Annotated in this window: 19 protein-coding genes; 10 read left to right on the top strand and 9 right to left on the bottom strand. The window is 73.1% G+C overall.

Annotated elements, in window-relative coordinates; all coding sequences use genetic code 11:
* Positions 1-51: 51 nt before the first annotated feature.
* Positions 52-204: a hypothetical protein gene (locus tag ABZS58_RS37430; protein WP_354788141.1), complete on the top strand. Its 153-nt coding sequence runs from the start codon at positions 52-54 to the stop codon at positions 202-204.
* Between the two features lie 42 nt (positions 205-246).
* Here ABZS58_RS37430 and ABZS58_RS37425 read toward each other — a convergent pair whose 3' ends face one another.
* The 5 genes from ABZS58_RS37425 to ABZS58_RS37405 form a co-directional block, all read right to left on the bottom strand.
* A complete protein-coding gene (locus ABZS58_RS37425) occupies positions 247-1,029 on the bottom strand; it encodes a hypothetical protein (RefSeq protein ID WP_354788139.1) in 783 nt (260 codons plus the stop codon).
* A gap of 99 nt (positions 1,030-1,128) precedes the next feature.
* Positions 1,129-3,132 carry an MMPL family transporter gene (locus ABZS58_RS37420; RefSeq protein ID WP_354788137.1) on the bottom strand — a complete coding sequence of 668 codons (2,004 nt, stop codon included), beginning with the start codon at positions 3,130-3,132 and terminating at the stop codon, positions 1,129-1,131.
* An 83-nt stretch (positions 3,133-3,215) separates the two neighbouring features.
* On the bottom strand, positions 3,216-3,980 hold the full coding sequence (locus ABZS58_RS37415) for an aminotransferase class IV (protein WP_354788135.1): 765 nt from the start codon (positions 3,978-3,980) through the stop codon (positions 3,216-3,218).
* Positions 3,931-5,454, bottom strand: a complete 1,524-nt coding sequence (locus ABZS58_RS37410) for a chemotaxis protein CheW (protein ID WP_354788134.1) — start codon at positions 5,452-5,454, stop codon at positions 3,931-3,933. The genes ABZS58_RS37415 and ABZS58_RS37410 overlap by 50 nt, the downstream gene beginning before the upstream one ends.
* Entirely contained in the window at positions 5,451-8,279 is a 2,829-nt protein-coding gene (locus tag ABZS58_RS37405; RefSeq protein WP_354788132.1) for a PAS domain-containing methyl-accepting chemotaxis protein, read from the bottom strand. The genes ABZS58_RS37410 and ABZS58_RS37405 overlap by 4 nt, the downstream gene beginning before the upstream one ends.
* Before the next feature lie 132 nt (positions 8,280-8,411).
* On the opposite strand from ABZS58_RS37405, the gene ABZS58_RS37400 reads away from it, so the two are divergent.
* The 7 genes from ABZS58_RS37400 to ABZS58_RS37370 all read left to right on the top strand — a co-directional run bounded on the left by ABZS58_RS37400 (position 8,412) and on the right by ABZS58_RS37370 (position 16,771).
* Positions 8,412-9,485: a histidine kinase gene (locus ABZS58_RS37400; RefSeq protein WP_354788130.1), complete on the top strand. Its 1,074-nt coding sequence runs from the start codon at positions 8,412-8,414 to the stop codon at positions 9,483-9,485.
* A gap of 9 nt (positions 9,486-9,494) precedes the next feature.
* Positions 9,495-10,151, top strand: coding sequence for a response regulator transcription factor (locus ABZS58_RS37395; protein ID WP_354788129.1), 657 nt, complete (start codon positions 9,495-9,497; stop codon positions 10,149-10,151).
* A 55-nt stretch (positions 10,152-10,206) separates the two neighbouring features.
* Positions 10,207-10,995: a HEAT repeat domain-containing protein gene (locus tag ABZS58_RS37390; RefSeq protein ID WP_354788127.1), complete on the top strand. Its 789-nt coding sequence runs from the start codon at positions 10,207-10,209 to the stop codon at positions 10,993-10,995.
* A 57-nt stretch (positions 10,996-11,052) separates the two neighbouring features.
* The gene (locus ABZS58_RS37385) at positions 11,053-12,264 is read left to right on the top strand and encodes an MFS transporter (protein WP_354788125.1); all 1,212 of its coding nucleotides are present in this window, start codon (positions 11,053-11,055) and stop codon (positions 12,262-12,264) included.
* A gap of 32 nt (positions 12,265-12,296) precedes the next feature.
* Positions 12,297-12,971 (top strand): hypothetical protein, encoded by a 675-nt coding sequence (locus tag ABZS58_RS37380; protein WP_354788123.1) that lies wholly within the window; start codon positions 12,297-12,299, stop codon positions 12,969-12,971.
* A gap of 96 nt (positions 12,972-13,067) precedes the next feature.
* On the top strand, positions 13,068-15,011 hold the full coding sequence (locus ABZS58_RS37375) for a tetratricopeptide repeat protein (RefSeq protein WP_354788121.1): 1,944 nt from the start codon (positions 13,068-13,070) through the stop codon (positions 15,009-15,011).
* A 212-nt stretch (positions 15,012-15,223) separates the two neighbouring features.
* Complete coding sequence (locus tag ABZS58_RS37370; RefSeq protein ID WP_354788120.1) at positions 15,224-16,771, top strand: hypothetical protein; 1,548 nt, start codon at positions 15,224-15,226, stop codon at positions 16,769-16,771.
* 90 nt (positions 16,772-16,861) lie between these two features.
* On the opposite strand, the gene ABZS58_RS37365 is transcribed toward ABZS58_RS37370, so the two are convergent.
* Both ABZS58_RS37365 and ABZS58_RS37360 read right to left on the bottom strand, forming a co-directional pair.
* A complete protein-coding gene (locus tag ABZS58_RS37365) occupies positions 16,862-18,085 on the bottom strand; it encodes a hypothetical protein (protein WP_354788119.1) in 1,224 nt (407 codons plus the stop codon).
* Positions 18,086-18,366: 281 nt separating this feature from the next.
* Positions 18,367-19,548, bottom strand: coding sequence for a hypothetical protein (locus tag ABZS58_RS37360; protein ID WP_354788117.1), 1,182 nt, complete (start codon positions 19,546-19,548; stop codon positions 18,367-18,369).
* A gap of 175 nt (positions 19,549-19,723) precedes the next feature.
* On the opposite strand from ABZS58_RS37360, the gene ABZS58_RS37355 reads away from it, so the two are divergent.
* Together ABZS58_RS37355 and ABZS58_RS37350 are read left to right on the top strand one after the other, a co-directional pair.
* Positions 19,724-20,698, top strand: a complete 975-nt coding sequence (locus tag ABZS58_RS37355) for an aminoglycoside phosphotransferase (protein ID WP_354788115.1) — start codon at positions 19,724-19,726, stop codon at positions 20,696-20,698.
* A 10-nt stretch (positions 20,699-20,708) separates the two neighbouring features.
* Positions 20,709-21,572, top strand: a complete 864-nt coding sequence (locus ABZS58_RS37350) for a hypothetical protein (RefSeq protein WP_354788114.1) — start codon at positions 20,709-20,711, stop codon at positions 21,570-21,572.
* Here the strand turns inward: ABZS58_RS37350 and ABZS58_RS37345 are convergent.
* Together ABZS58_RS37345 and ABZS58_RS37340 are read right to left on the bottom strand one after the other, a co-directional pair.
* Positions 21,563-22,189 (bottom strand): hypothetical protein, encoded by a 627-nt coding sequence (locus tag ABZS58_RS37345; RefSeq protein ID WP_354788113.1) that lies wholly within the window; start codon positions 22,187-22,189, stop codon positions 21,563-21,565. The two genes, ABZS58_RS37350 and ABZS58_RS37345, sit on opposite strands and share 10 nt — an antisense overlap.
* Entirely contained in the window at positions 22,186-22,674 is a 489-nt protein-coding gene (locus tag ABZS58_RS37340; RefSeq protein WP_354788111.1) for a VOC family protein, read from the bottom strand. The genes ABZS58_RS37345 and ABZS58_RS37340 overlap by 4 nt, the downstream gene beginning before the upstream one ends.
* Positions 22,675-22,707 lie beyond the last annotated feature (33 nt).

The raw sequence follows: 22,707 nt of genomic DNA, 5'->3' as shown, positions 1-22,707 counted from the left end.
CGGACGGGCCCATGCGTGTGCATCGACAGCCGTACAGTTCCGGGCACGCTGGTGGCGGCGGTGGGCGTGCCCGCCGAACGCGAGTGCGTCGTGATGATCCGGACCCCCGCCGGCGTGACGCAGCCGGTCAGCTTCGACCGCATCCAGCTGACGCCGGGCGAGGCGGGCTGCGGCACCAGCCTCTACACCAACCCGCCCCGATAACGCCCGGCGGCCGGGACGGCCACCGGGCGGCGGGGCGGGCGCTTACCGGTCGCCGATGCGGTCGACGAGCCACTGCCCGAGTTCGTGGGTGATGGCCGTGTGCGGGGTGTTCGTGCCGGAGGTGTGGAAGTCGTCGAGGTCGGCCTCGTTCGGGTCGAGCTGGTCGACGCTGCTGTACAGGTCGGACTGCTCGTCGATGTCGCGGATCGACACGGCGCTGACGGTGGGGACGAAGCACACCGTCGGGTGCCGCAGGTCGATCGTGGCACCCTTCGCCCGCAGTGCGTCGGCGAGGATCTCGAACGAGTCGAGGGTGCCGCCGGGGGCGCTGTCCAGCTCCGGCAGGTCCTTCGTGGTGATGGTCTTCTCCGCGGCGGGGAATCTGCGCTTCAGTTCCGCCACCGTTGCGTTGCCGCCGGCCTGGGTGATGAACGTGGTGCCGGGGAAGATCTTGTCGACCGTGAGGGCGACGTCGCCCGGCGGGATCTTCAGGCCCGAGCTGTCGCCGGCGCCGTTGGCCAGGGCGAGGGTCCGGGGGCGCCGCGGCCAGCCGCCGACGCGCTCCAGCTCGGCCTTGAACGCCGTGCGTTCCGGAGCCTCGCCGATCGCGCCGGTCTTCGGGTCGTAGTGCCGCCACAGCATCTGCCGGGCCGCCGGGCTGTTCATCTGCTTCGCGAAGTCGTTGGTGAAGCCCGGCAGCGACGGGATGAATTGTGAGAACGCCTGCAGGCCCAGCGGGATGACGGCGCCGCGGTGCGGGGTGTCGTAGGAGAAGGAGCCGGGTCCGGAGATCAGGGGGATTGCAACCGACCGGACCCGGCTCAAGCATCTCGCAACCACGCCGCCCGGACACGGCACCACCGCCGCCACGACCGCGCGGGTCACCGCCACCGCGCGGCGGCGCCGACCTGCGCGCCATGACGACTATGAGACCAGCGCCGGCGCCGGCTCCGCGACGGGCTTGGCGGATGGGACGCGGCCCGGCCACCACGCGGCCCGGCCCAGCAGGGTCATCGTCGCGGGCACGAACAGCATCCGGACCACGGTGGCGTCCAGGACGATCGCGACGACCAGGCCGAGGCCGATCTCCCGGATCGGCGCGAACCCGCCGAGCAGGAACCCGGCGAACACCACCACGAGCAGCAGCGCCGCGGAGGTGACGATCCGGCCGGTCTGCTGCAGGCCGACCGCGACCGACCGGCGGGAGTCCGCGCCGGTGAGCCGGTGCTCGCGGATGCGGGCGAGCAGGAACACCTCGTAGTCGACGGACAGGCCGAACGCGATCGCCGCGACGAGGACCGGCACCGTCAGGTCGATCATGCCGAGGTCGCCGCGCTCCTGGAAGACGAGCGTGACCGCGCCCAGCGCCGCGCCGATGCTCAGGACGCTGGTGACGACGGCCTTCAGGGGCAGCAGCACCGAGCGGGTGAACGCGGCGAGCAGCGCGATCGTCGCGGCCACCACCACGAGCGCGGCGATCGGCCCGTAGTCGGCGAGCATGCCCCGGTAGTCGACGAGCCGGGCCGCGTCGCCGGTGACGAGGACCTCGAACGGCGCCGCCACGGCACGGACCGCGTTCACCGTCGCGCGCCCCTGCTCGGTCTCCGGCCGGTGGACGGGCGTCGCTCGTACCATGGCCACCGCCGCGGAAACGGGCTCGACCCGCACCGCGGACACGCCCGGAACGGCGCGGACCCGGTCGGCGAACTGCAGGGTCGCGGTGTCGGTGGCGGATGCGCGGACCACGGCGATGATGTCGTCCGGCCCGATGAGCTCCGGGAAGTGGGCGGCGAACTGGTCGTACTGCTGCCGGGTCTGCGTGGAGGCCGGCAGCGCCCGCGCGTCGCTGTTGCCGAGGCGCATGTCGAGCGCGGGGACGGCGAGGGCGAGCAGCGCCGCGCCGGTCAGGACGGTGGTGAGCAGGGGGCGGCGCTGCACCGCGGCCGCCAGCCTGCCGAAGACCCCGTCGCCGGTGCGGGCGGCGGCGGGCCTGACCCGCTTGCCGACGAGGGCGAGGACCGCCGGCAGCAGCGTGAGGACGGCGAACATGTTGACCAGGACGACGCCGGTGCCGGCGAGACCCATCGACCGCAGGAACGCGTCGGGGAAGACGGCCAGCCCGAGCAGGCTCGCCGCGACGGTGAGCCCGGTGACCGCGATCGTCCGCCCGGCCTTGTCGACGGCGGCGGCGAGCGCGGCGGCCACGTCGCCGGTGCCGGCCCGTTCGGTGCGGAAGCGGCTGATCAGCAGCAGCCCGTAGTCGACGGCGAGGCCGACGCTGAGCATGGTGGCGACCTGGATCGCGTAGACGGAGACGTCGGTGGCGAAGCTCAGCGCGTAGAGCAGGCCGAACGTGCCGCCGATCCCGGCGACCGCGACCAGCAGCGGCATCGCCCCGGCGAGGAGCCCGCCGAACACGATCACGAGCAGCACCAGCACGACCGGCAGTGTGAAGAGCTCGGCTCTTTGCACGTCGGACTGCGCCTGCGTGGCGAACTCGGCGTCGGTGAGCGGGCCGCCGGTCACGGTCACCTGCTTGCTGTCGACGGCCCGCAGCCGCGTCGCGACCTTCTCGGCGGTCGCGGCGTCCTTGACCGCGACCTGCAGCAGGACCGCGCTGCCGTCGGCGGCGGGCATCGGCTCGCCGACGTCGCTGACCCCGGCGATGCCGCGCACGTCGGTGAGTGCGGCGGTCAGGTCGACCCCGCCGGTCGCGACGACGGTCAGCTGCGCCGGCCGCGGCCCGGCGGCGTCCTTGCGCAGCTCAAGGGCCCGCTCGGTCTCCGACCCGGGCACGGTCGCGACCTGCGCGGTGAGCTTCATGAACACCCCGCCGCCGACGCCGAACCCGACGCCGACGACGGCGACCCAGAACACGATGACCATCACGGGCCGGCGCAACGCCAGCGCTGTCAACATTCGGAACATGCCGTCGATGCTTGTCGTCGCGCGCCGCCGGCACCTCCCCGCGGCGAGGGGTCTTCGGCCTCCCTCTCACGGGGGAGGGACCGTCAGAGCTCGTCCCACGGGACGGCGCCGAGCGCGCCGGTGACCGTCGACATCAGGTCGGGGTCGACGGGGAAGGTGTGCTCGTCGATGGCCGAGACGGCGACGACGCCGATGGAGTTGGTGACGAAGGCGGCGCGGAACAGCGGCAGGTCGGCGAGGGTGATCCTGGCGCGGCGGGACGGCAGGAGCGGCTCGATCAGCTGCATCGCGATGCCGGGCAGGGCGGGCGCGTCGGGCCAGACGACGTGGGCGCCGTCGTGGAAGGCGATGTTGTGCACCGCGGCCTCGGTGATCTCGCCGTCCGGGGCGGTGAGCAGCGCGTCGTCGAAGCCGTGCTCGACGGCGGCGCGGCCCCAGTAGATCTGGCCGAAGCCGCCGAGGTGCTTGATGTGCGCGAGGGGCCGCTGGTACGGCACCGACATCAGCCGCAGCGGCGTCGGCGACGGGTACACCGGCGGACGGACGGCGACGAGCACCGACAGCGGACCGTCCGGCGTGGGACGCAGGACGTTGACCCGCACGGCGGCGTCGGGCACGTCGCGGACGGCGTGCCGCAGCAGCGACCGGGCGTGCGACGGCTCCAGCGGCGTGTCGAACAGGGCCAGCGACTGCGCCGCCAGGCGGCTCAGGTGCAGGTCGAGGCCCTGCACGCGGCCCGAGCGGACCTGCATCGCGGTCAGGTGGCCGTAGTTGACCAGCGCCGGGTGGTAGAGCTCCTCAGGCGTCGGCGAATGCCCGTCGATCTCCAGCCGGATCAGACCGCTCATGATCGGTCACCATAGTCCGCACGACCTGCTCCAGGTCGATGCGGGGCAGCATCCGGCCACCGATCTTCACCAGGGGGCTGCCGGCCAGGGAGACGGGCGCGTCCGGGTCGGCGTCGGCGCGGCGCTCCTCCCACACGGACTCCTCGATCGCGCGCAGCTGCGGCACGATGAAGCCGACGCGGGTGCCGCGGACCTCGATGAGCAGGACCCGCGCGGTCGCCTCGTCGATCTCGGCGTGCCGGCCGAGCAGGCCGGTGAGGCAGATCAGCGGCACCGACGCGCGCTGGTGGGTGAAGACGCCGCGCAGCGGGCCGCCGTCCATGAGCGGGATGACGTCGGCGGGGAACGGCACGATCTCGGTGATCTGGGTCAGCGGGGTGGCGACGTCGACGCCGGCGTCGTACGTGAGGAACTTCCGCACACTGGTCTCGATGGCACGGCCGTCGAAGCGGGGGTCCGACGCGTCGGACCGTGCGGCGACACGGGTCACGGGTGGCGCGCCGCCGACGGGCGTGCCGAGCGCCGCGATCGTGCCGAGGCCCTCGTCCGCGCGCAGTGCCGCGCCGTCGAGGACCAGGTAGGAGCCGCCGGCCTGGCCGGGCAGGATCCCGACGGCGTGCCCGGAGGAGGGCAGCCCGAACTCCGGCATCGGCAGCACGTCCGCGTCCGGGACGGCGACGATGCTGACGACCTCGGTGACGGCGAACGCGAGCAGGCCACGCTCGTAGGAGAGGGAGACACCACGCTTCACGTCGACGGGGCTGAGCGCGCCGAGCCCGAGGACGGCGAGCGTGTCGACGGTCGGCACGAACCGGTCGCCGAGCACGACGACGCCGTGGATCGTGGGGCCGTCCAGCGGGGAGGACTTGAGGATCAGCTCCGGGACCACGGAGTGGATGTGCGACACGTCGACGGCGAGGCCGATCCCGCCGCAGCGCAGCAGCATCATCATGCGCCGGCCGCCGGCGGAGGTCCCGGCAGAGGTCCCTGCGTCGGCCGCCTGCGCCTGGGCGACGGCGCCGCTCGGCCCGCCGGTGTCCTCGGCGAGGACCATGCCGGGGGTGTGCTTGACGGCGGCGCAGTCCAGGACGCTGACGACGGCGCTGTCGTCGGGGCGTTCGAACGTGCGGCTGAACAGCGGCAGGTCCGTGTTGACGCTGATCTCCAGGTGCGCATCGTCCTCGATGAACACCACACCCCGCACGGCGTGCGCGAGCAGCCCGAACACCGACCCGTCGTAGGTGACGACCACGACGACCTCTGCGTCGGCGGCGTCGCGGCGGTCCAGCAGCAGCCGCAGGTCCAGCACCGGAATCACCTGGTGACGCAGGTTGACCGCACCCACGAGACCGGGCGCGACCGCGAGGAGCGGGTCGAACGCGGCCGGGCACGGGATCACCTCCCGCAGCTCCGACAGCGGCAGCGCCACCTGCACGTCGGCGACGGTGAACACCCCGTACAAGGTCCCGGTCATACTACCGGCGCACCGGACGTGGGCGTGGCGCCGATGAGGTCACCGATCAGCGTGTTGACGGTCCGCGACGCCTCCTGCTGCTGGCGGGTCGAGGTGACGATCTGGTGGATCGACTCGGCGGTCTTGCCGACGCTGCGCAGGATCTCCTCGAACGCGTCCTGCGCCCGCTGCGCCACCTGCGAGCCCTGGTTGATCCGGGTCGCCGACTCCACGATGAGCCGGCTGATCTCCCGGGCCGAGTCGGAGGAGCGTTCGGCGAGCTTGCGGACTTCACCGGCGACGACGGAGAACCCGACGCCGTGCTCACCGGCGCGGGCCGCCTCGATCGAGGCGTTGAACGCGAGCAGGTTGGTCTGCGACGCGATCTCCCCGATGACCTGCACGATCGCGGCGATCTGGTCGGAGGAGCGCTCCATCAGGTCGATGGCCTCGATCGACTTGCGCAGCTCCTCGAAGCCCCGCTGCGCGTTGGACTGGGTCTCCCCGGCGAGTTCGCTGGCGTGCCCGGCGTTGCCGACGATCTGCGCGATCGACGTCGACAGCTCGTCGATCGCGCTGCTCATCTCCTTGGTCTTCGTGGTGAGCCGGTGCTCCAGGGCGATCTGTTCGGTGATGTCCTGCGCGTACTTGACGACCTTCACCGGCTCGCCCTTGAGGTCGAAGATCGGGTTGTACGTCGCCTGCAGGTACACGTCGCGGCCGTACTTGCCGATGCGGTGGAACCGGCCGGTGAGGAACTCGCCGCGGCTCAGCCGCAGCCAGAAGTCCCGGTAGTCCTGCGAGGTGATGTAGTCCTGGGTGCAGAACATGCTGTGGTGCTGCCCGATGATCTCGCGCAGTGTGAAGCCCATGGTCCGCAGGAAGTTGTCGTTGGCGGTCAGGACGTTGCCCTCGAGGTCGAACTCGATGACGGCCTGGGCCCGGTTGATCGCGGTGACCTTGCCCTCGAACTCGGCGTTGCGCAGCCGCGTCGCCGTCACGTCCGCCGCGAACTTCACGATCTTGTACGGGCGGCCCTCCAGGTCGAGGATCGGGTTGTAGGACGCCTGGATCCAGATCTCCCGGCCGTCCTTCGAGATCCGCTTGTATGCGCCGGTGTCGTACTCGCCGCGCTGCAGCCGCGTCCAGAAGTCCTGGTAGTGGTCCGAGGTGGCGTCGACGGGGTCGACGAAGAGCCGGTGGTGCTTGCCGCGGACCTCGTCCAGGCTGTAGCCGAACAGGTCCAGGAAGTTGCGGTTGGCGTCCAGGACGTTGCCCTTGGGGTCGAACTCGATGACCGCCTGGGCCCGGTTGATCGCCGCGACCTTGCCCTCGAACTCCGCGTTGCGCAACTTCACGTCGGTGACGTCGGTGGCGTACTTGACGATCTTGTACGGGCGGCCCTCGAGGTCGAAGATCGGGTTGTACGTCGCCTGGAGCCACACCTCCTTGCCGGCCTTGCCGAGCCGCTTGTATTCGCCGGCCTCGAACTCGCCGCGGGCCAGTTTCGCCCAGAATGCCCGGTATTCCTCGCTTGCCGCGTAGATCGGGTCGACGAACATCCGGTGGTGCTTGCCGCGCAGCTCCTCGACGTTCGTGTAACCGGTCAGCTGCAGGAAGTTACGGTTCGCGTCGACGATGATCCCGTCGAGGTCGAACTCGATGACCGCCTGCGCCCGGTCGATCGCGGTGACCTTGCCCTCGTACTCGGCGTTGCGCTGCTTGGTCTCGGTGATGTCGGTGGCGTACTTGACGACCTTGTACGGGCGGCCTTCCAGGTCGAAGATCGGGTTGTACGTCGCCTGCAGCCACACCTCCCGGCCGTTCTTGCCGATCCGCTTGAACTCCCCGGCCTCGTAGTGGCCCTTGGTGAGCTTCTGCCAGAAGTTCTTGTAGGCGGTGCTGCGCGCCTCGTCCTCGGTGACCAGCTTCTTGTGGTGCTGCCCGATCAGCTCGTCGGCCTCGTAGCCGGTCGCGTCCAGGAAGTTCTTGTTCACCTGCCGGATCGTGCCGTCCAGCTCGAACTCGATGACCGCCTGCGCCCGGCTGATCGCGGCGACCTTGCCCTCGTACTCGACCGTGCGCAGCTTCTGCTCCGTCACGTCCATCGCGTACTTGACGATCTTGTACGGGCGACCCTCCAGGTCGAAGATCGGGTTGTAGCTCGCCCGCAGCCACACCTCCCGGCCGCCGCGCCCGATCCGCTTGAACTCCCCGCTGGTGGCCTCGCCCCGGCCCAGCCGGGCCCACAGGTCGGTGTACTCGGAGCTCTCCGCGTACGTCTCGTCGACGAACATCCGGTGGTGCTTGCCGACGACGTCACCGAGCGAGTAGCCGGTCAGCTGCAGGAAGTTCTCGTTCGCGCCGAGGATCTCGCCGGTGAGGTCGAACTCGATGACCGCCTGCGCCCGGTCGACCGCCGCGTACTTGCCGCGCAGCTCGGCGAGCAGGCGCCGGTCGTTGGTGATGTCGTACGCGGTGAGCAGGATCGCGTCGGGCTCCCGGCCCGCGCCGCGCACCGGACCGCAGTTGAGCCGCAGCCACCGCTGCCGCCCGCCGCTGTCGACGATCGACGTCACCTGCTCCAGGAACTGCCCGACCCGGGCGCTGTCCATGAGCTGGTCCACGATCTGCGACTGCAGGTGCCAGACCTCCTCCAGCCGTTTGCCGATCAGCTCGTCGAACGGCACGTCGATGGTGTCCAGCACCCGGTCGTTCACCGAGATGACGGTGCCGTTCTTGGCGTTGAGCACGACGATCATGCGCTCCTGCACCAGCAGGCTCAGCGATGCCTCCGCCATGGCGGGCGTGTGACTGTCGTTGACCAGGCCGATCGGCTCGGGCACGGTTGCTCCTCGGGTGCAGCTGCGGCGCAAGCATGACTCACCGTGATCTTCGGCCGTTCGGCTGATGACCTGACGAAAAAACCCGTCTTACGACCGAGGTGCCCGTTCGCCGCTGCGGCCAGAATGGCTGCCATGCGCTTCCAGCCGGTCGACATCGTGATCACGGTGGTGGTCACCGCCGCCACCGTGTATCCCGCGATGGTCTGGGGCTCGTGGGTCGACGTCGCGCTGGGAGCGCTCGCCTCCGTGCCGCTGCTGTGGCGCCGGCAGGCACCGGTCCTCGTCGCGCTGCTCTGCGGGATCGGCACCACCTGGCTGTCGGTGCAGGAGCGATTGTTCGACCAGCCGTATGGCCAGCTCGTCGCCACCTACACCTGGGCCGAGCTCGCCTCGCCCGGCTGGCGGCTCTTCGCCGCGCTCGGCACCGCCGTCGGCGTCCTCGTCTCCCTCATCGTGCCGCAGGAGAGCCCGCCGTCCATCGGCTACGTCGGCATGATGTTCGTGACCGCGTATGCGCTCGGCACCGGCGTGCGCGCCCGCCGCGACCGGATCGCCTACCTGGAGGAGCGGACCCGCCGGCTCACCGAGGAGCAGGCCGCCGCCGCGGGTGCCGAGCGGGCCAGGATCGCCCGCGACATGCACGACGTCCTCGCCCACTCCGTCGGCCTGATGGTCGTGCAGGCCGAGGGCGGCGCCTCCGTCGTGCGCTCCGACGCCGCCCGGGCCGAGGCCGCGTTCGACGCGATCGCCGACACCGGCCGGGAGGCGCTCGTGCAGCTGCGGCACGCCCTCGGCGTCCTGCGCGACCAGCGGCCGGAGCCACCCGGCCTCGACGCGGTCGCGTCGCTGGTCGAGCGCGCCCGCCGGACCGGCCTGGACGTCACCCTCACCCGTGACGCCGTCCCGCCCGTGCCCGCCGACGTCGGCGCGACCGCGTTCCGGGTGGTGCAGGAGGCGCTGACCAACGCCGTCAAGCACGCCGGTGCCCGTCATGTGGCTGTGGTACTGGCAGCGGAAGGCCCGTCCCTGCGGGTCCGGATCCGCGACGACGGGCGCGGAGGCGGTTCCGCCGTCCCCGGCCATGTCCCTGGTCATGGGCTGGCGGGGATGGCGGAGCGGGTCGCTGCCGTCGGCGGCACGCTGCGCACCGGCGCTCCGCCGCACGGGCCGGGGTTCGAGGTCTCCGCCCTGCTGCCGGCCGGGTAGGTTGCCGTCGTGCTGAACGTGGTGGTCGCCGACGACCAGGCCCTCGTCCGTGACGGCCTGTGCATGATCCTTTCCTCCCAGCCGGACATCACCGTCGTCGCCGAGGCCGCCGACGGCGTCGAGGCCGTCGCCGCTGCCCGTGCCCACCACCCCGACGTCGTCCTCATGGACGTGCGCATGCCCAACCTCGACGGCATCGGCGCCACCCGCGAGATCAGCGCCTGCTCACCCGGCACACGCGTCCTCGTCCTCACCACGTTCGACCTCGACGAGTATGTCTACGACGCGCTGCGCGCAGGCGCCTCCGGGTTCCTGCTCAAGGACATGCACCGCACGGAGCTCGTCGCGGCGGTGCGGACCGTCGCGGCGGGGGAGTCCCTGCTCGCGCCGACCGTCACCCGCAGGCTCATCGCCGACGTGCTGCGCAACCGGAGTGTCGAGACGCAGCCGGTCCAGCTGGCCGCCCTCACCCCGCGCGAGCTGGACACCCTGCGCCAGGTCGCCCGGGGGCTGTCCAACGCGGAGATCGCCGCGGCGCTGTTCGTCACCGAGCACACCGTCAAGACCCACGTGTCCAGCGTCCTGACCAAGCTCGGCCTCCGCGACCGGGTCCAGGCCGTCGTCGCCGCCTACGAGTCAGGCCTGGTCCGGCCCTCCCAGCTGTAGGGTGTCGCCGCGGCCGCGGCCGGGCGCGCGACGGGACCTGTGTACCGTTTGGCCGGTGGACCTGCGCACCGGCACCCTCGAAGACCGTGAAGAGCTGCTGTATGAGCTGCTCGACCGGGCCGCTGACGACCCCTCCGCCGCCGCCGAGGTCCGTGCCGTCGTCCGCGACTACGAGCAGCATCACCGGTCGCTGTACACCAGAGCGCTGAACCGCGCGGACGTCTTCGTCGACGGGTCGCTGCGCGGGCCGCTGCTCGCCGCGCTCCAGGACACCCGCTATAACTGCCAGGCGTGGGCGGCGATGGGGTGCTCGGCCGGCGGCTTCACCGAGGCGGTGCCGACGCTGCTGGACCTCCTCGACGACCACGACTGGAACGTGCGCGGGGAAGCGGTCCGCGCCCTCGGCCGGCTCGGCGACGCCGCCGTCGTGCCGGCGCTCGTCCCGCTGCTGGGCGACCCGCAGGAGTTCACCCGGCAGCAGGCCGCCGACGCGCTCGGCGAGATCGGCGGCCCGGCAGCGCTCGCCGCGTTGTGGCAGGAGCTGGAGCACCGGCGGTTTCCCCGGATCGGGTACGTCGCCAGCAACCTCGCCCGGTTCGCCCCCGAGGTGCTGCCGCAGCTGTCCGCCGCGGCCGGGAGCGCTGACCCCAACGTGCGGTACTGGGCGGTGGTCGCGCTGGGGTCCACCGGCGACTCGCAGGCCGTCCCGCTGCTCGAACGGCTGATGGCGACCGACCACGCCGCCACCGTCTTCGACGGCCGGGTCGACGTCGCCGCGAAGAAGGCGCTGCGCACGTTGCGCCGCATCCAGGCCGCGATCGCGGCCCGTTCCGCCGGCAGCTGATTCCGCTGCGGGTGAACCGCACTTGATCGATGGCCGGTCGCGCGGTCGGGTGGGGCGATGAGCATCGCAGCCCGATCCTCGCCGTACTGGCCCGTCGTCAGCCATCCGAGGCTCCGCCGGATCCTGCCCGGACTCGTCGTGTCCGCACTCGGGGACGGCATGTCACTCGTCGCCATCACGTGGCTCGCGCTGCAGCTCGCCCCGGCGGAGCACCGCGGCACGGGGGTCGCCGTCGCCGTCGCGGCGTACTCGCTGCCCAGCGCAGCCGGCGGGGTCCTCTTCGGCCGGTTCCTGCGGCACCGCGGCGGCGCGCAGCTCGCCGGGTGGAACGCGATCCTGCGCGCCTGCGCACTCGGCGCGGTCGCGCTCACCGCCGCGCTCGGCGGTCTCGGCCCGGGCCTGTACGTGGCGCTCCTGGCCGTCTCGTCGCTGCTGGCCGCCTGGGGGTCGGCCGGTCATTACACGCTCATCGCGGAGCTGCTGCCGCCGGTACACCACCTGCCGGCCAACGCCGTGATGAACACGATCGCCAACAGCGCCACCATCGCCGGCCCGCCGCTCGCCGGGCTGCTCATCGCCTGGACCAACCCCGCGACGGTCATCGCGATCGACGCCGCCAGCTTCGCGGTGCTCGCCCTCACCTACCGCCTCGCCGTCCCGCCGCTCCCCGCTGCCCCACCGGGCGACGAGCCGTCGGCCGGCGCCGGGTTCGCCGCGATCCGCCGCGACCGGACCCTCTTCGGGCTGCTACTCCTGTCGTTCGCGTTCTTCTTCCTGTTCGGCCCGTTCTACGTCGCGATGCCGGTCCACGTCGCGACGGACCTGCACGGCTCGGCCGCCGTCCTCGGCGCCTACTACACGGCGTTCGGCGTCGGTGCGGTCCTCGGCGGCCTCGCCACCGGCTACCTGCGGCGGCTGTCGCTGTGGCCGACGACGACCGGCATCGTCATCGCCTTCGGCGCCGCGATGGTCCCGCTCGGCCTCGACGTGCCGGTCGCGGTGGCCGTGGCCAGCTTCGCCCTCGCCGGGGCGATCTGGGCGCCGTACATGTCGACGTCGATGGCCCTGTTCCAGCGCACGACGCCCGCGGCCGACCTGCCACAGGTCCTCGCCGCGAACGGGTCGGTGCTCGTGGTGGCGGTGCCGCTCGGCACGATGCTCGGCGGTCCCCTCGTGGCCCTGGCCGGTGCGCGCTCGACACTGCTGCTGTGCGCCCTGGCGACCGTCGCCCTCGGCGTCGTCGCGGCGCTGCTCGTGCTTCGCCGCTGATTCTTGTCGTACCCATGTGGTGGTATCGGGGCATGGATGCGGTGGCGGTGCGGCACGACTCCGGCTCGCACACGGAGTTCCGGCTCGTGGAGGTGGTCGACGCGCTCGCCCCCGCCGCCGGCAGGGCGGGGTTCGTCTTCGCCGACGGCCACTGGGCGAAGCGGTTCCCGGCGGACACGCCGCACCTGGACCGCGCCTGGGAGAATTTCGTCCTGCTGATCGTGCCGCTGCTGCGCCAGACCGCCGGCCTCGACCCGGTGCCGTGGGCCGCGACCCTCGCCGAGGTCTGCCGCCGCCTCACCCCCGCCGGGGTGGACTGGTGGCTGACCGGCAGCGCCGCCCTCGCCGCCCGCGGGCTGCCCGTCACCCCGGGCGACCTGGACCTGGTCATCTCGGACGCCGACTCGCACCGCGTCGGCGACCTGTTCCTCGACGGTCTGGTCGAGCCCGTCGTGCCGGCCGACTGGTTCTGCGCCTGGTGGGGCCGCGCGATGCTGGGCGCCCGCGTGGAGTGGGTCGGCGGCGTCGGCCCCGCCGCGGACCAGCCCGAGCCGACCGACTTCGGCCTGCTCGCGGCGTCCCGCCTGGAGACCGTCCGGTGGCAGGACTGGGACCTCCGCGTGCCGCCACTCGCCCTGCAGCGGGCGGTCAGCGCCCGGCGCGGCCTGCACGACCGCGTCCACCTGATCGACGCCGCCGCAGGCTGACAGGCAGGAGCGCGACCGGGGCGGGTCCGGGAGCTCGACGCAACGGACCTTCGTCGTGCCCCCGGCCATGTGACGGGTCCGTGGGAGACTGCCGCGGTGTCCGTGGCCGACCTCACCGCCAGACTGACGGCGGCGATCGCGAGCTTCGAGCGCGGTGACCGGCAGGCCGTCCTCGACGGTGAGGTGTGGGACGCCGCCGCGGAGCTGCAGCGCCTGGCGGCGGCGGACGGTGGCCTGGTGGAGCGGCTCCGCGCGTGCCGCTACCGCTACGCCGCCGAGCTGCTGCGGGCGACGGTGGACGCCGACGACGCGGCGGGTCTGACGCTCGCCATCGACCTGCTGGAGATCGCCGTCCACGAGGCGCCCGACGCCGCCGACCTCGCGGCGCGGTGGTCGAATCTCGGCGCCGGGCTGCAGCTGCGGTTCAAGCGGGCAGGTCGCATCGAGGACCTGGACCGGGCCGTCGAGGCCGGGTTCGCCGCGGTCGCCGCGACGCCTGCCGACGATCTGCGCCTGGCGGCCCGGCGGTCCAACCTGAGCGCGGCGCTGCAGAACCGGTTCAAGCGCACCGGCGACCGGGCCGACCTCGACGACGCCGTCGACCTCGGCAGCCAGGCGGTCGGCATCACCCCGGCAGGATCCCCGCACCTGGGCTCCATGCTGGCCACCCTAGGCGCGGCACTGCAGCTGCGGCACGAGTGTGCCGGTGCCCTCGCCGACCTCGACCGGGCGATCGCCGTGGGTCACCGGGCGGTCGAGGCGTCGCCGCCGGCCGGCGCCAGGCGCGCCGGCCGGTTGTCCAGCCTCGGCGCCGCGCTGGTGACGAGGTTCCACCACCTGGGCGTGCCGGCGGACCTGGACCGGGCCGTCGACCTGGGCCGGCAGGCCGTCGACGCGACCCCCGCCGGCCATCCCGACCTCGGCGCGATGCTGTCCAACCTGGGCAACACACTGCAGACCCGGTCCGAGTCCTTCGGCTCGTCGACCGATCTGCGCCAGGCGGTCGACGCCGCCCGGCTGGCGGTGGAGCAGTGCGGGACGGGCGATCCCCGGCTGGCTGTCCGGCTGTCGAACTTCGGCGGCGTCCTGCGGGCGTGGCTGCGGCGGGTCGGTGCCGTGACCGGGCCGCCGGACGGCGCCACCGGTCTTCGCCGGCCGGTCCTGCCAGGTGCCCCCTTCGCGGTCGACCCCATCGCGGGGGTCGACGTCACCGCGAGGGTGGTGCGCATCGCGGCGCCGGAGCATCCGCAGTGGCCGATGTTCCTGTCCAGTCACAGCAACGCCCTCGCCGACCGGTTCGAGCGTGGCGGTGCCGTCGAGGACCTCCACCAGTCGGTGACGTTCGCGCGGTATGCCCTCGCCGCCACCCTGGCAGGCCATCCGCATCACCCCAGGTACCTGTCGAACCTGGGACTGCGGCTGCAGGCCCGGTTCGCGGGCACGGCCGATCCCGCCGATGTCGCGGAGGCGGTCAGGCTCGCCTGGGCCGCGGTGACCGGGACGCCGCCGGAGCATCCCGCGCGGGCCGGCCGGCTGATCGGTCTCGGCGCCGCGCTGCACGCGCGGTTCGCGGCCGCCGGCGCCGTCGCCGACCTGGACGGTGCGCTGTCGGCCTGGGAGGATGCGGTCGCGGCGGTCTCGGCGCCGGTCGACGTCCGGCTCGACGCGGCGCGACGGCTCGCGGAGGCCGCGGCCCGGGCCGGCCGGACCGAGGAGTCGGCGGACGCCGCCGCCGCGGCGGCCGGGCTGCTGCCGATGCTGGCGTGGCGGGGTATCAGCCGCGGCGACCAGTATTTCCTGCTCAGTCGCGAGGCCGCCGCGGTCGGCCGCGATGCCGGCGCGTCCGCGCTGGCCGCGGACCGGTCCGGTCGCGCGGTCGAGCTGTTGGAGCAGGGCCGGGGAGTGCTCTGGACGCAGCTGCTGGACAGCCGCACCGACCTCGGTGCGCTGCGGCGGTCGCGTCCCGCGCTGGCCGCGGCGCTGGCGGCCTGCCGGATCCGGCTGGATCGGCCCTCCGAGGACGGCGCGGCCGGCGGATGACCGGCCGGTCACGACGACGGCAGGGCGCGGCATCGCGAGGCCGCCGGTCCGTCAGAGAGACGGTGCAGGTTCCGGAGCGGTGCTGACCGCCTGGCACAAGGTGGATCGACGATGCCCGTCAGTGCAGAGCGGTTCGCCCGCGGCGTCGAGCGCCGGCCGGCGCCGGCCCGGGGCGCGTGGGTCCTGGACAGCACCATCACGGTGCCGGCGGCATGAGCGCGGCGGGGCAGCTGTATTCGCTGCGCGGGGCCGTCCGCCTGGCGCGTTTCCGCCTGCTGCACCACCGGCCCAGCCTCGACAAGGCGATCAGCCATCTCGAGCGCTCCGTCGCCCAGCTGCCCGCGGACCATCCGGACCGCCCGCTGGTCCTCGGCGCGCTCAGCAACGGGCTGTTGTGGCGCTACGAGCTCGCCGCCGACGCCGCCGACCTTGACCGGGCCGTCGCACTGCTGCGTGCGGCGGGCAGCGACCCGGTCATCCTGGGTGATCTGGCCGCAGCGCTGCGGTCGCGGTTCGTCCGGTACGGCGACGACGCCGACCTCGACGAGGCGATCGACGTCGCCACGGCGGCGATCGAGCACACTGCGGACCCTGCCGCTGACCCTGCTGCTGACCCTGCTGCGGGCCCTGCGTCGGCTGTGACGAACCGGGCGCTGGCGCTGCTGGCCCGCTACGAACGCACCGCGTCGCTCGAGGACCTGCTCGCCGCGCTGCGTGACGCCCGCAGGCCGGCGCGTGGGGTGCTCCACCGGGGGCTGCGGCTGGCGGCACTCGTGGGTGCGCTGGGTTCCCGGTATCAGTTCACCGACGACCCGGTGGACCTGGCCGACGCCATCGCCGCAGGGCGGGAGGTGCTCGCGACGCTGTCCCGGTTCGACCCGCACCGCGCGCACTACGCGGGCGAGCTCAGCATCGTCCTGCGCCTCAGCGACGACCCGGCCGTGCGCGCCGAGGCGGTCGACGCCGCCGAGGCCGCGCAGGGGGACGCCACGCACGTCGATCACGCGAACCGGCTGAGCGCCCTGTCGATGGCGTTGCTGATGCGGCATCTGGACACCGGCGCACTGCCCGACCTGGAGCGGGCCCGCGACCTGGCCGAGGAGGCGGTCGCGGCGGGCGTGGACGGCAACCGCCCGTTGCTGCTGCAGCGGGCCGGTCTGCTGGCCCGGCGGTATTTCGACGTCACCGGCGACCCGGCCGCGCTTCGGCGCGCCGAAGCGGCCTGCCGGGAGTCGCTGTCGGCACTGACCGCCGACGACCCCCGCCGGGCCGGGCTAGTCTACCACCTGGCCGAAACCCTGCGGCGTGACCCCGGCAGCGCACCGCGGTATGCCGCGTCCCGGGCGCTGCTGTCCGAACTGCTGCGCCGCCCGGGGCCTGTCGTCTCGACGCACAGCGTCCTGCGTGCGGCGGCCCGGCTCGGTGAGCTGAGCGCCGATGCCGGCGACACCGGCGACGCCATGCTGGGGTACCGCACCGCGGTCGGCCTGCTGCCGACGGCGGCGTGGCCGGGGCTGCGCCGCACGGTCCGGGAGTCCCGCCTGGCCGAAGCACCCCGGGCGACGGATGCGGCCGCCCAGGCGATCCAGGCCGGCGACCGGCGACTGGCGACGGCCCTGCTGGAGTCCGGGCGCTCGGTGCTCTGGGCGCAGCATCTTGACCTGCACACCGATCTGACGGGTCTCCGCGCCGCCGCACCTGAACTGGCCGGCCGCCTGAACGAGCTGCGGGTCTGGCTGGACCGCACCGGCCCGGAGTGATGACGGCGACGACTCCGGTGGGTCGCGCGGGCGGTGCGGGCCGTCAGGCGCCGGTCCGGTGCCGGCGTCCACCACCCGGCCGTCAGGCACTCAGGCGCCGCAGGTGCCGGGACGCGCGCCGGGACCGCACAGGAGCAACGGCTCGTGCCCGTCCGCGGCGACCTTCAGCCTGCCACCGGCGCTGTGACGCACGGAAAGGCGCGTGCCTTCGGGGTAATCGGCAGGTCTGGTGGTGGAGATGATCGTCGCCGTGACGCCGTCCGGTGTGACGTCGAGCCGGAGGGTGGCGTGGCCCTCGCACCGCATGTCGCTGCACACGCCGCCGTAGGTCCGCCAGTCGAGGGTGCCGGTCCGGTCGGCGGCGATGACCAGCAGGGCGGCGTGGGCGCTCCACTCTCCGACGTAGGTTGCGGCATCGGGCGCGGAGGGCTGCGCCGTCGCGGGCGCGTGCACCGCCGCGGGGGCCCCGGCGAACCAGGTCAGCAGTTGCGGCGAGCCGTCGACCGGCTGGGCGATCAGCACGGCCCGGCGACCGGTGACCGCGAGGTCCATGAGCGACCCGGCGGTGTCGAAGCCGTTGTCGCGGACGGGCATCCGGGTCCATGCGGCGCCGTCGGCCGAGTACCACACCATGCCGGTAGGCTCCTCGCCCTCGTCCGGGACGGTGTTGCCGATCGCGACGTAGCCGCTGCCCCAGCGCTGGACCGCCGTGATCCGGCGCTGCGCGGCCGGGACCACGCCGGCGTCGGGGAGACGGCCGGGGTCCACTGTGGCCGGACGCCAGGTGCCGTCCCGGCGGTACCACGCCCGATGTTCCCCGCTCTGCGGGTCGTAACTGAACAGGACCGTGGTCGATCCGTTGCCGTTCAGAAACCCTGCGCCGCTGAACTCGCTCAGGCCGGCCGTGATGTCCTGCCAGCGGATGCCGTCCCCGGACTCGAACAGCGTCGCGCCGCTGTCGTCGGACATGCTCAGCAGAAAGCCCGTCGAGGTTGCCTCCACGTCCCCGCTGACCGTCACGCTCCCGTCGCCATTCGCGAGCCGGGTCATGGGGTCGAACGAGCGGCCGTCGGCGGATCGCCAGATGTACAAGCCGGAATATCTCGGCGGGGTGAAGTTGTCGCGGCCGACGACGATCACGCCGCGCGGGCCGGCCGTGATGGTGGCGCCGATGTCCGAGGGGTTTCGTCCGGCCAGGTCGCCGAGCCGCAGCGGGATCGCCGTCCACCGACGTCCGTCCTCGGTGCGCCAGACCGTCAGACCTTGCGATCCCCATCCCAGGACGTAGCCGGCCGCGCCGTGCCCGGCCACCATCCGGCCACAACACGTCACGGGGCGCATTCCGGTCTCTGGCAGCGTCGCGCGCCAGTCACGGCCCTCCGTCGAGGTGAAGAGGCGCTGCTCGCGGAGAGCGGCAGCGGCGATCAGCAGCCCGCCGTCCCAGCCGGCCTCCTGCTGGTCCTGGGTCGGCCACAGTGCCTCGCCGGCCGGTCCGCGGCTCCACTTCGGAGGCTCGAACGCCGCCGTCGACGGTGCGGTGGGTGTGGCGGCCGGCTCCGGCTCGGCGGTGCAGGCGGTCGTGAGCAGCAGGCCGCTCAGCAGGACGGCCGCCAGACCGATGCGTTGATGTCGAAGCAGAACGTGCGCGCGGCCGTGGTCGCCGTGAAGCGGAAGGGCGCTTTGCCTGCCTCGGGCAGGATCAGCGTTCCCTCGTCCGCACCGGATGTCCACTGCAGCAGCAGCCGCCACTCGATGTCTCCTGTCGTGACGTCGGGCGTGATCAGGAACTGTTCCGGTTCGACCTCGTCGACCCGGTACGGGAACGTCGCCGTGCCGGCCTCCGGCGTGATCCGTGGTGCCGCGGCGTCGAGGTCGAGGCGGTACTTCCTGGGCGGGACGACACCCTGGCAGCCGAACGGCAGGTGCACGCCCGTCAACGCCGGTGACCGGTGCAGCACCTCGACGGTCATCGACTGGAGCACCACGGACCGGCCGGTCAGGCCCTGCACGGTCACCGTCACCTCGCCGCCGCCACTGAGGACCGCCTTTGCCGGGGGCCGGTGCGGGTCGAAGGGGACCGGCGTGTCGCCCGGATCGGGCACGACCCAGCCCGAGCGGCAGCCGACCGCCCTGGCCGAGGTCACCGCTGCGAGTGGCGCTCCGCCGTCCGGTGTGCCCGCGGACCGTGCCGCCGCCGGACCGGACGACCCGGTCGCGCCCGAGCTCCGGCCGGACAGCCCGATGCCGAGCGCGGCGGCAATGACGACACCGACGGCGGAGCTGACGATCACCAGGGTTCGCAGCGACCGAAGGCCGAGACCGGAGACGATGTCGATCGCCCGGCGTTCGGCCGATCCCGGAGTCAGCGCCAGCAGCTTCGGGTGCCGGCTGAGACCGGACTCCAGCTCCGTCAGGCCGATCCAGTCGATCCGGGCGGTCGTGAGCGGCGCCAGGTCGTGCTCGAACCAGCGGATCTCCGCCGGTGTCAGGTCACGGGGAACGACGAGGGTCCATCGCAGCATCCCGGCCTGATGGCGGACGGCGTTGCGCAGCGAGTCGCCGATGTTGCGCTTCTGCCCGGGCGTGAGCAGGTCGCGGAAACTCTTGATCTCAAAGACGCGGAGCCCGCCGTCGACGGGCTGCCGCACGTCGGCGCCGTCGTCGCCGCCGCTGCCGTTGACGCGCTGCGACCCTGGGTGGTCCGCGATGATCCATGCCGCGACGAGGCGCTCGATCTGGTCCGCCGAAAGCTCATGCCACGGCACCGGACTGGCCACGTGCGTCCACCGTCCCACCCATCGACGATCGTTGGCCCGCAGCATACCCAGCCGGCCGCCGGGCGAGGCCGACGGCGCCAGGTGCGCGACGACCGGCGCGGTCGATCGTCGGGTTTGCCGGTCGGGTGGTGGATCGGGCAGCATGGCGGGCCGGACAACGACGGGGGAGCGGACGATGCGGGCATTTCTGCGGCCGGACGATCTGCGCGGACTGGTGGCAGCGCACTTCGGGGGTGACCGGCGGCTCGTCGAGCTGGAGCGGGTCACCGGCGGCACGAAGAAGGGTGTCTACCGGCTCGGCCTCGACGACGGCACCACCGTCGTCCTCTACGTATGGGCGGCGGGTGAGAACTACTGGCCGCCGGCGCCGGCGGCCGTGCCGGACGACCCGTTCACCGACGCGTCGGGTGCGGAGCTCTTCGCCGCCGCGCACGCCGCCCTGACCGAGGCCGGGGTCGGGGTGCCGGAGCTGCTGGCGCTCGACCGGTCCTGCCGCCACGTCGACGCCGATGTCGCGCTCGTCGGGGACGTCGGTCCGGTGCGGCTGGAGAGGCTGCTGCAGGAGGACCCGGCCGCGGCAGCCGCGCCGCTCGCCGCGCTCGGCGACGCGTTGCAACGCATGCACACGACGCGCAACGCGGCCTACGGCAAGGTGGTCGCCGCCGGCACGGCAGCAGGACAACGACCGGCGGAGGACGTCATCGTCGCCCGCGCGCTGGGGCATCTCGGCGCCGCCGCCGCGCTCGACGGGCGGCTCGCAGACCGGCACGACCGCATCGCCGGGCACGTGCGGCAGCTCCGTGACGCGGTCCGGCCGCGGACGTCGTTCGGGCTGATCCACGGCGAACTCGGGCCGGATCACGTGGCCGTCACGCCCGGCGGCGCTGCCGTCCTCATCGACATCGAGGGTCTCACATATTTCGACGTCGAGTGGGAGCACGCGTTCCTGCAGCTGCGCTTCGGCGACTTCTACCCGGCGCTGCGGCCCGTGGAGCTGGACCAGGACCGGTTGGAGCTGTACCGCTACGCTCAGGTGCTGTCGCTCGTCGAGGGCCCGCTGCGGATCGCCGGCACCGACTTCCCCGACCGGGACTGGATGCTGGACCTGGCGGAGCGCAACATCGTCAAGGCCCTCGCCGCGGTCCAGTAGCGTGGCGCCCATGGACGACTGCCTGCGGCTGGCCCTGCTGGAGTGCGACTTCTCCTCGCCGGTGCTCGCGTTCGCGCGGCTGCGCCCGGCCGAGCGGCAGGCCCGCTACGGCGAGCTGCGGGACGTCACCGTCGCGGCCGACGTCGACGGGGCGCGCTGGACCGGAGGCGCCGTGCTGCGTGGCGCCGTCCCCGACGGCACCGACGCGACGATCCGCAGCCTGGATGGCATCGCGGCGTTTCCTGAGCTGCGCGTCCTGGATCTTCCCGAGGCGGCCGTCGAGGATCTCGTCCCGCTCACGGGCCTGCCCGCCCTGGCGTTGCTGAGCCTGGGCGTCACGGCCTCGGCGGACCTGGGACCGCTGCTGTCCTGTGCCGGGCTCACCCGCGTCGACATCAGCTGCGGCGATGGGGTGCCGGTCGCCGCGCAGCGCGACGTGCTGGTCGCGCTCGCGGACCGCGGCGTGCACGTGGACCAGCTGCTGCCGGCCGCGGACGGGGCGCCGTTCGCCGACCCGGTCCTCAAGCTCGCCGTCCTCGACCTGCTCGGCGTGCCGCTGCCGACCGCGGAGCCGTTCGACGAGTATCACCTGGACGACGGCAACCTCGCTCGCGTCCTCGGCGTCGCGCTGACCCAGGAGCAGCTCGACAGCGTCGAGCACCTGCACTGGGCGGGTGGCGGCTACACCGTCCAGCACGTCGTCTGGCCGCAGTGGGACGGCGAGACCGGCGAGTTCGACATCCGCTCGCTGCGGGGCATCGAGGCGCTGCGCAACCTGCGGCGGCTCGAGATCGCCCCGCTGGACCTGATCCCGGCGGACGAGATCGCGGCCCTGCACGCCCGGGGCGTCGAGGTCTCCGACCTCTACGGCTGAGTGTCGGTCAGGGACGGCAGCCAGTCCGACATGGCCGCCAGTGCCGGGGCGGCGATGGTGTGGCCGACCGGGTCCCGGCGGGCGACGGTGACGGCGCCGGACTCGCCGGTCAGGTAGTCCCAGGTGCGCTCCTGCAGATCGCGCGGGATCACGGTGTCGCGCTCGCCCTGTGCGACGAACACGGGCACCCCGGCGAGGCGGGCCGGGGTGGTCGGCACGCCGGCGTCGAACGGCAGGGTGCCGTAGAGGATCGCGGCGCCGGCGAAGCGCCGCGGGTCGTCGAGCAGCAGACCGCCGGCGAACGCGGCGCCGCCGCTGAAGCCGACCAGCACGACCGGCCGGCCGGGCGGTGCGACGAGGCCGAGCCAGCCGTGGATCCAGCCCATGCTCATGCGCAGCGACCCGGCGACCGGCCGGCCGATGCCGCGGTTGACGAACCAGGCGTAGCCGGGGCCCTCCGGGATCGGCGCGCGGACCGCCGCGTATTCGGGCCCGACCGGCAGGTGCTCGGCGAGCGTGAGGATCTCACCCTCGTGCGAGCCTCGGCCGTGCAGCAGCACCACCAGTGGCGACGCGGGGTCGGTGCTGCCGGCGGTGGCGACGACGGGCGAGATCACCGGGCGGTCCCGACGCCGGTCCAGCGGCGGACCTCGGCGGCCAGGTCGAGGCGGTCGACGGGGGCGGCGGTCTCGTACTCACCCCAGGCGCTCCGCGGGAGCATCCACATGATCTCGAACTCGTTGCCGTCGGGGTCGGTGCCGTAGACACTCTTCGTCGCGCCGTGGCTGGACTCGCCGGTGTAGGCGTCGGCATCGACCAGGGTCAGGCGGGCCTGCTCCAGCTCGTCGATCGTGTCGACCTGCCAGGCCAGGTGATACAGCCCGATCCCGCCGGGGCGCTTCGGGGGCGCCTGCGCGCCGACGCCGAACAGGCCCAGGTCGTGGTGGTTGCCGGAGCGCGGCAGGCGCAGGAACGCCGCGTTGGCCCGGGGCTCGCGGGCGACGACCGCCATGCCGAACACGTCCGTGTAGAAGCGCTCGGCGCGCTCGAGGTCGGCGACGAACAGCACGGCGTGGTTCAGGCGAACGGGTCCGATGCTCATGACGGCTCCTCCTGCCAGAAACTTCAACGTTGA

Origin of the sequence: Dactylosporangium sp. NPDC005555 (assembly GCF_040605635.1) — a bacterium.
Taxonomy (GTDB): Bacteria; Actinomycetota; Actinomycetes; order Mycobacteriales; family Micromonosporaceae; genus Dactylosporangium.
The sequence above is the reverse complement of the archived record's forward strand: the minus strand, read 5'-3'. Positions and strand labels throughout refer to the sequence as shown.

What these genes read in the sequence shown, in the direction of transcription:
- ABZS58_RS37420 (WP_354788137.1), bottom strand. Translation starts at nt 3,132, where the DNA reads ATGTTCCGAATGTTGACAGCGCTGGCGTTGCGCCGGCCCGTGATGGTC.
- ABZS58_RS37415 (WP_354788135.1), bottom strand. Translation starts at nt 3,980, where the DNA reads ATGAGCGGTCTGATCCGGCTGGAGATCGACGGGCATTCGCCGACGCCT.
- ABZS58_RS37410 (WP_354788134.1), bottom strand. Translation starts at nt 5,454, where the DNA reads ATGACCGGGACCTTGTACGGGGTGTTCACCGTCGCCGACGTGCAGGTG.
- ABZS58_RS37400 (WP_354788130.1), top strand. Translation starts at nt 8,412, where the DNA reads ATGCGCTTCCAGCCGGTCGACATCGTGATCACGGTGGTGGTCACCGCC.
- ABZS58_RS37385 (WP_354788125.1), top strand. Translation starts at nt 11,053, where the DNA reads ATGAGCATCGCAGCCCGATCCTCGCCGTACTGGCCCGTCGTCAGCCAT.
- ABZS58_RS37380 (WP_354788123.1), top strand. Translation starts at nt 12,297, where the DNA reads ATGGATGCGGTGGCGGTGCGGCACGACTCCGGCTCGCACACGGAGTTC.
- ABZS58_RS37370 (WP_354788120.1), top strand. Translation starts at nt 15,224, where the DNA reads ATGAGCGCGGCGGGGCAGCTGTATTCGCTGCGCGGGGCCGTCCGCCTG.
- ABZS58_RS37365 (WP_354788119.1), bottom strand. Translation starts at nt 18,085, where the DNA reads ATGGTGGCCGGGCACGGCGCGGCCGGCTACGTCCTGGGATGGGGATCG.
- ABZS58_RS37355 (WP_354788115.1), top strand. Translation starts at nt 19,724, where the DNA reads ATGCGGGCATTTCTGCGGCCGGACGATCTGCGCGGACTGGTGGCAGCG.
- ABZS58_RS37350 (WP_354788114.1), top strand. Translation starts at nt 20,709, where the DNA reads ATGGACGACTGCCTGCGGCTGGCCCTGCTGGAGTGCGACTTCTCCTCG.
- ABZS58_RS37340 (WP_354788111.1), bottom strand. Translation starts at nt 22,674, where the DNA reads ATGAGCATCGGACCCGTTCGCCTGAACCACGCCGTGCTGTTCGTCGCC.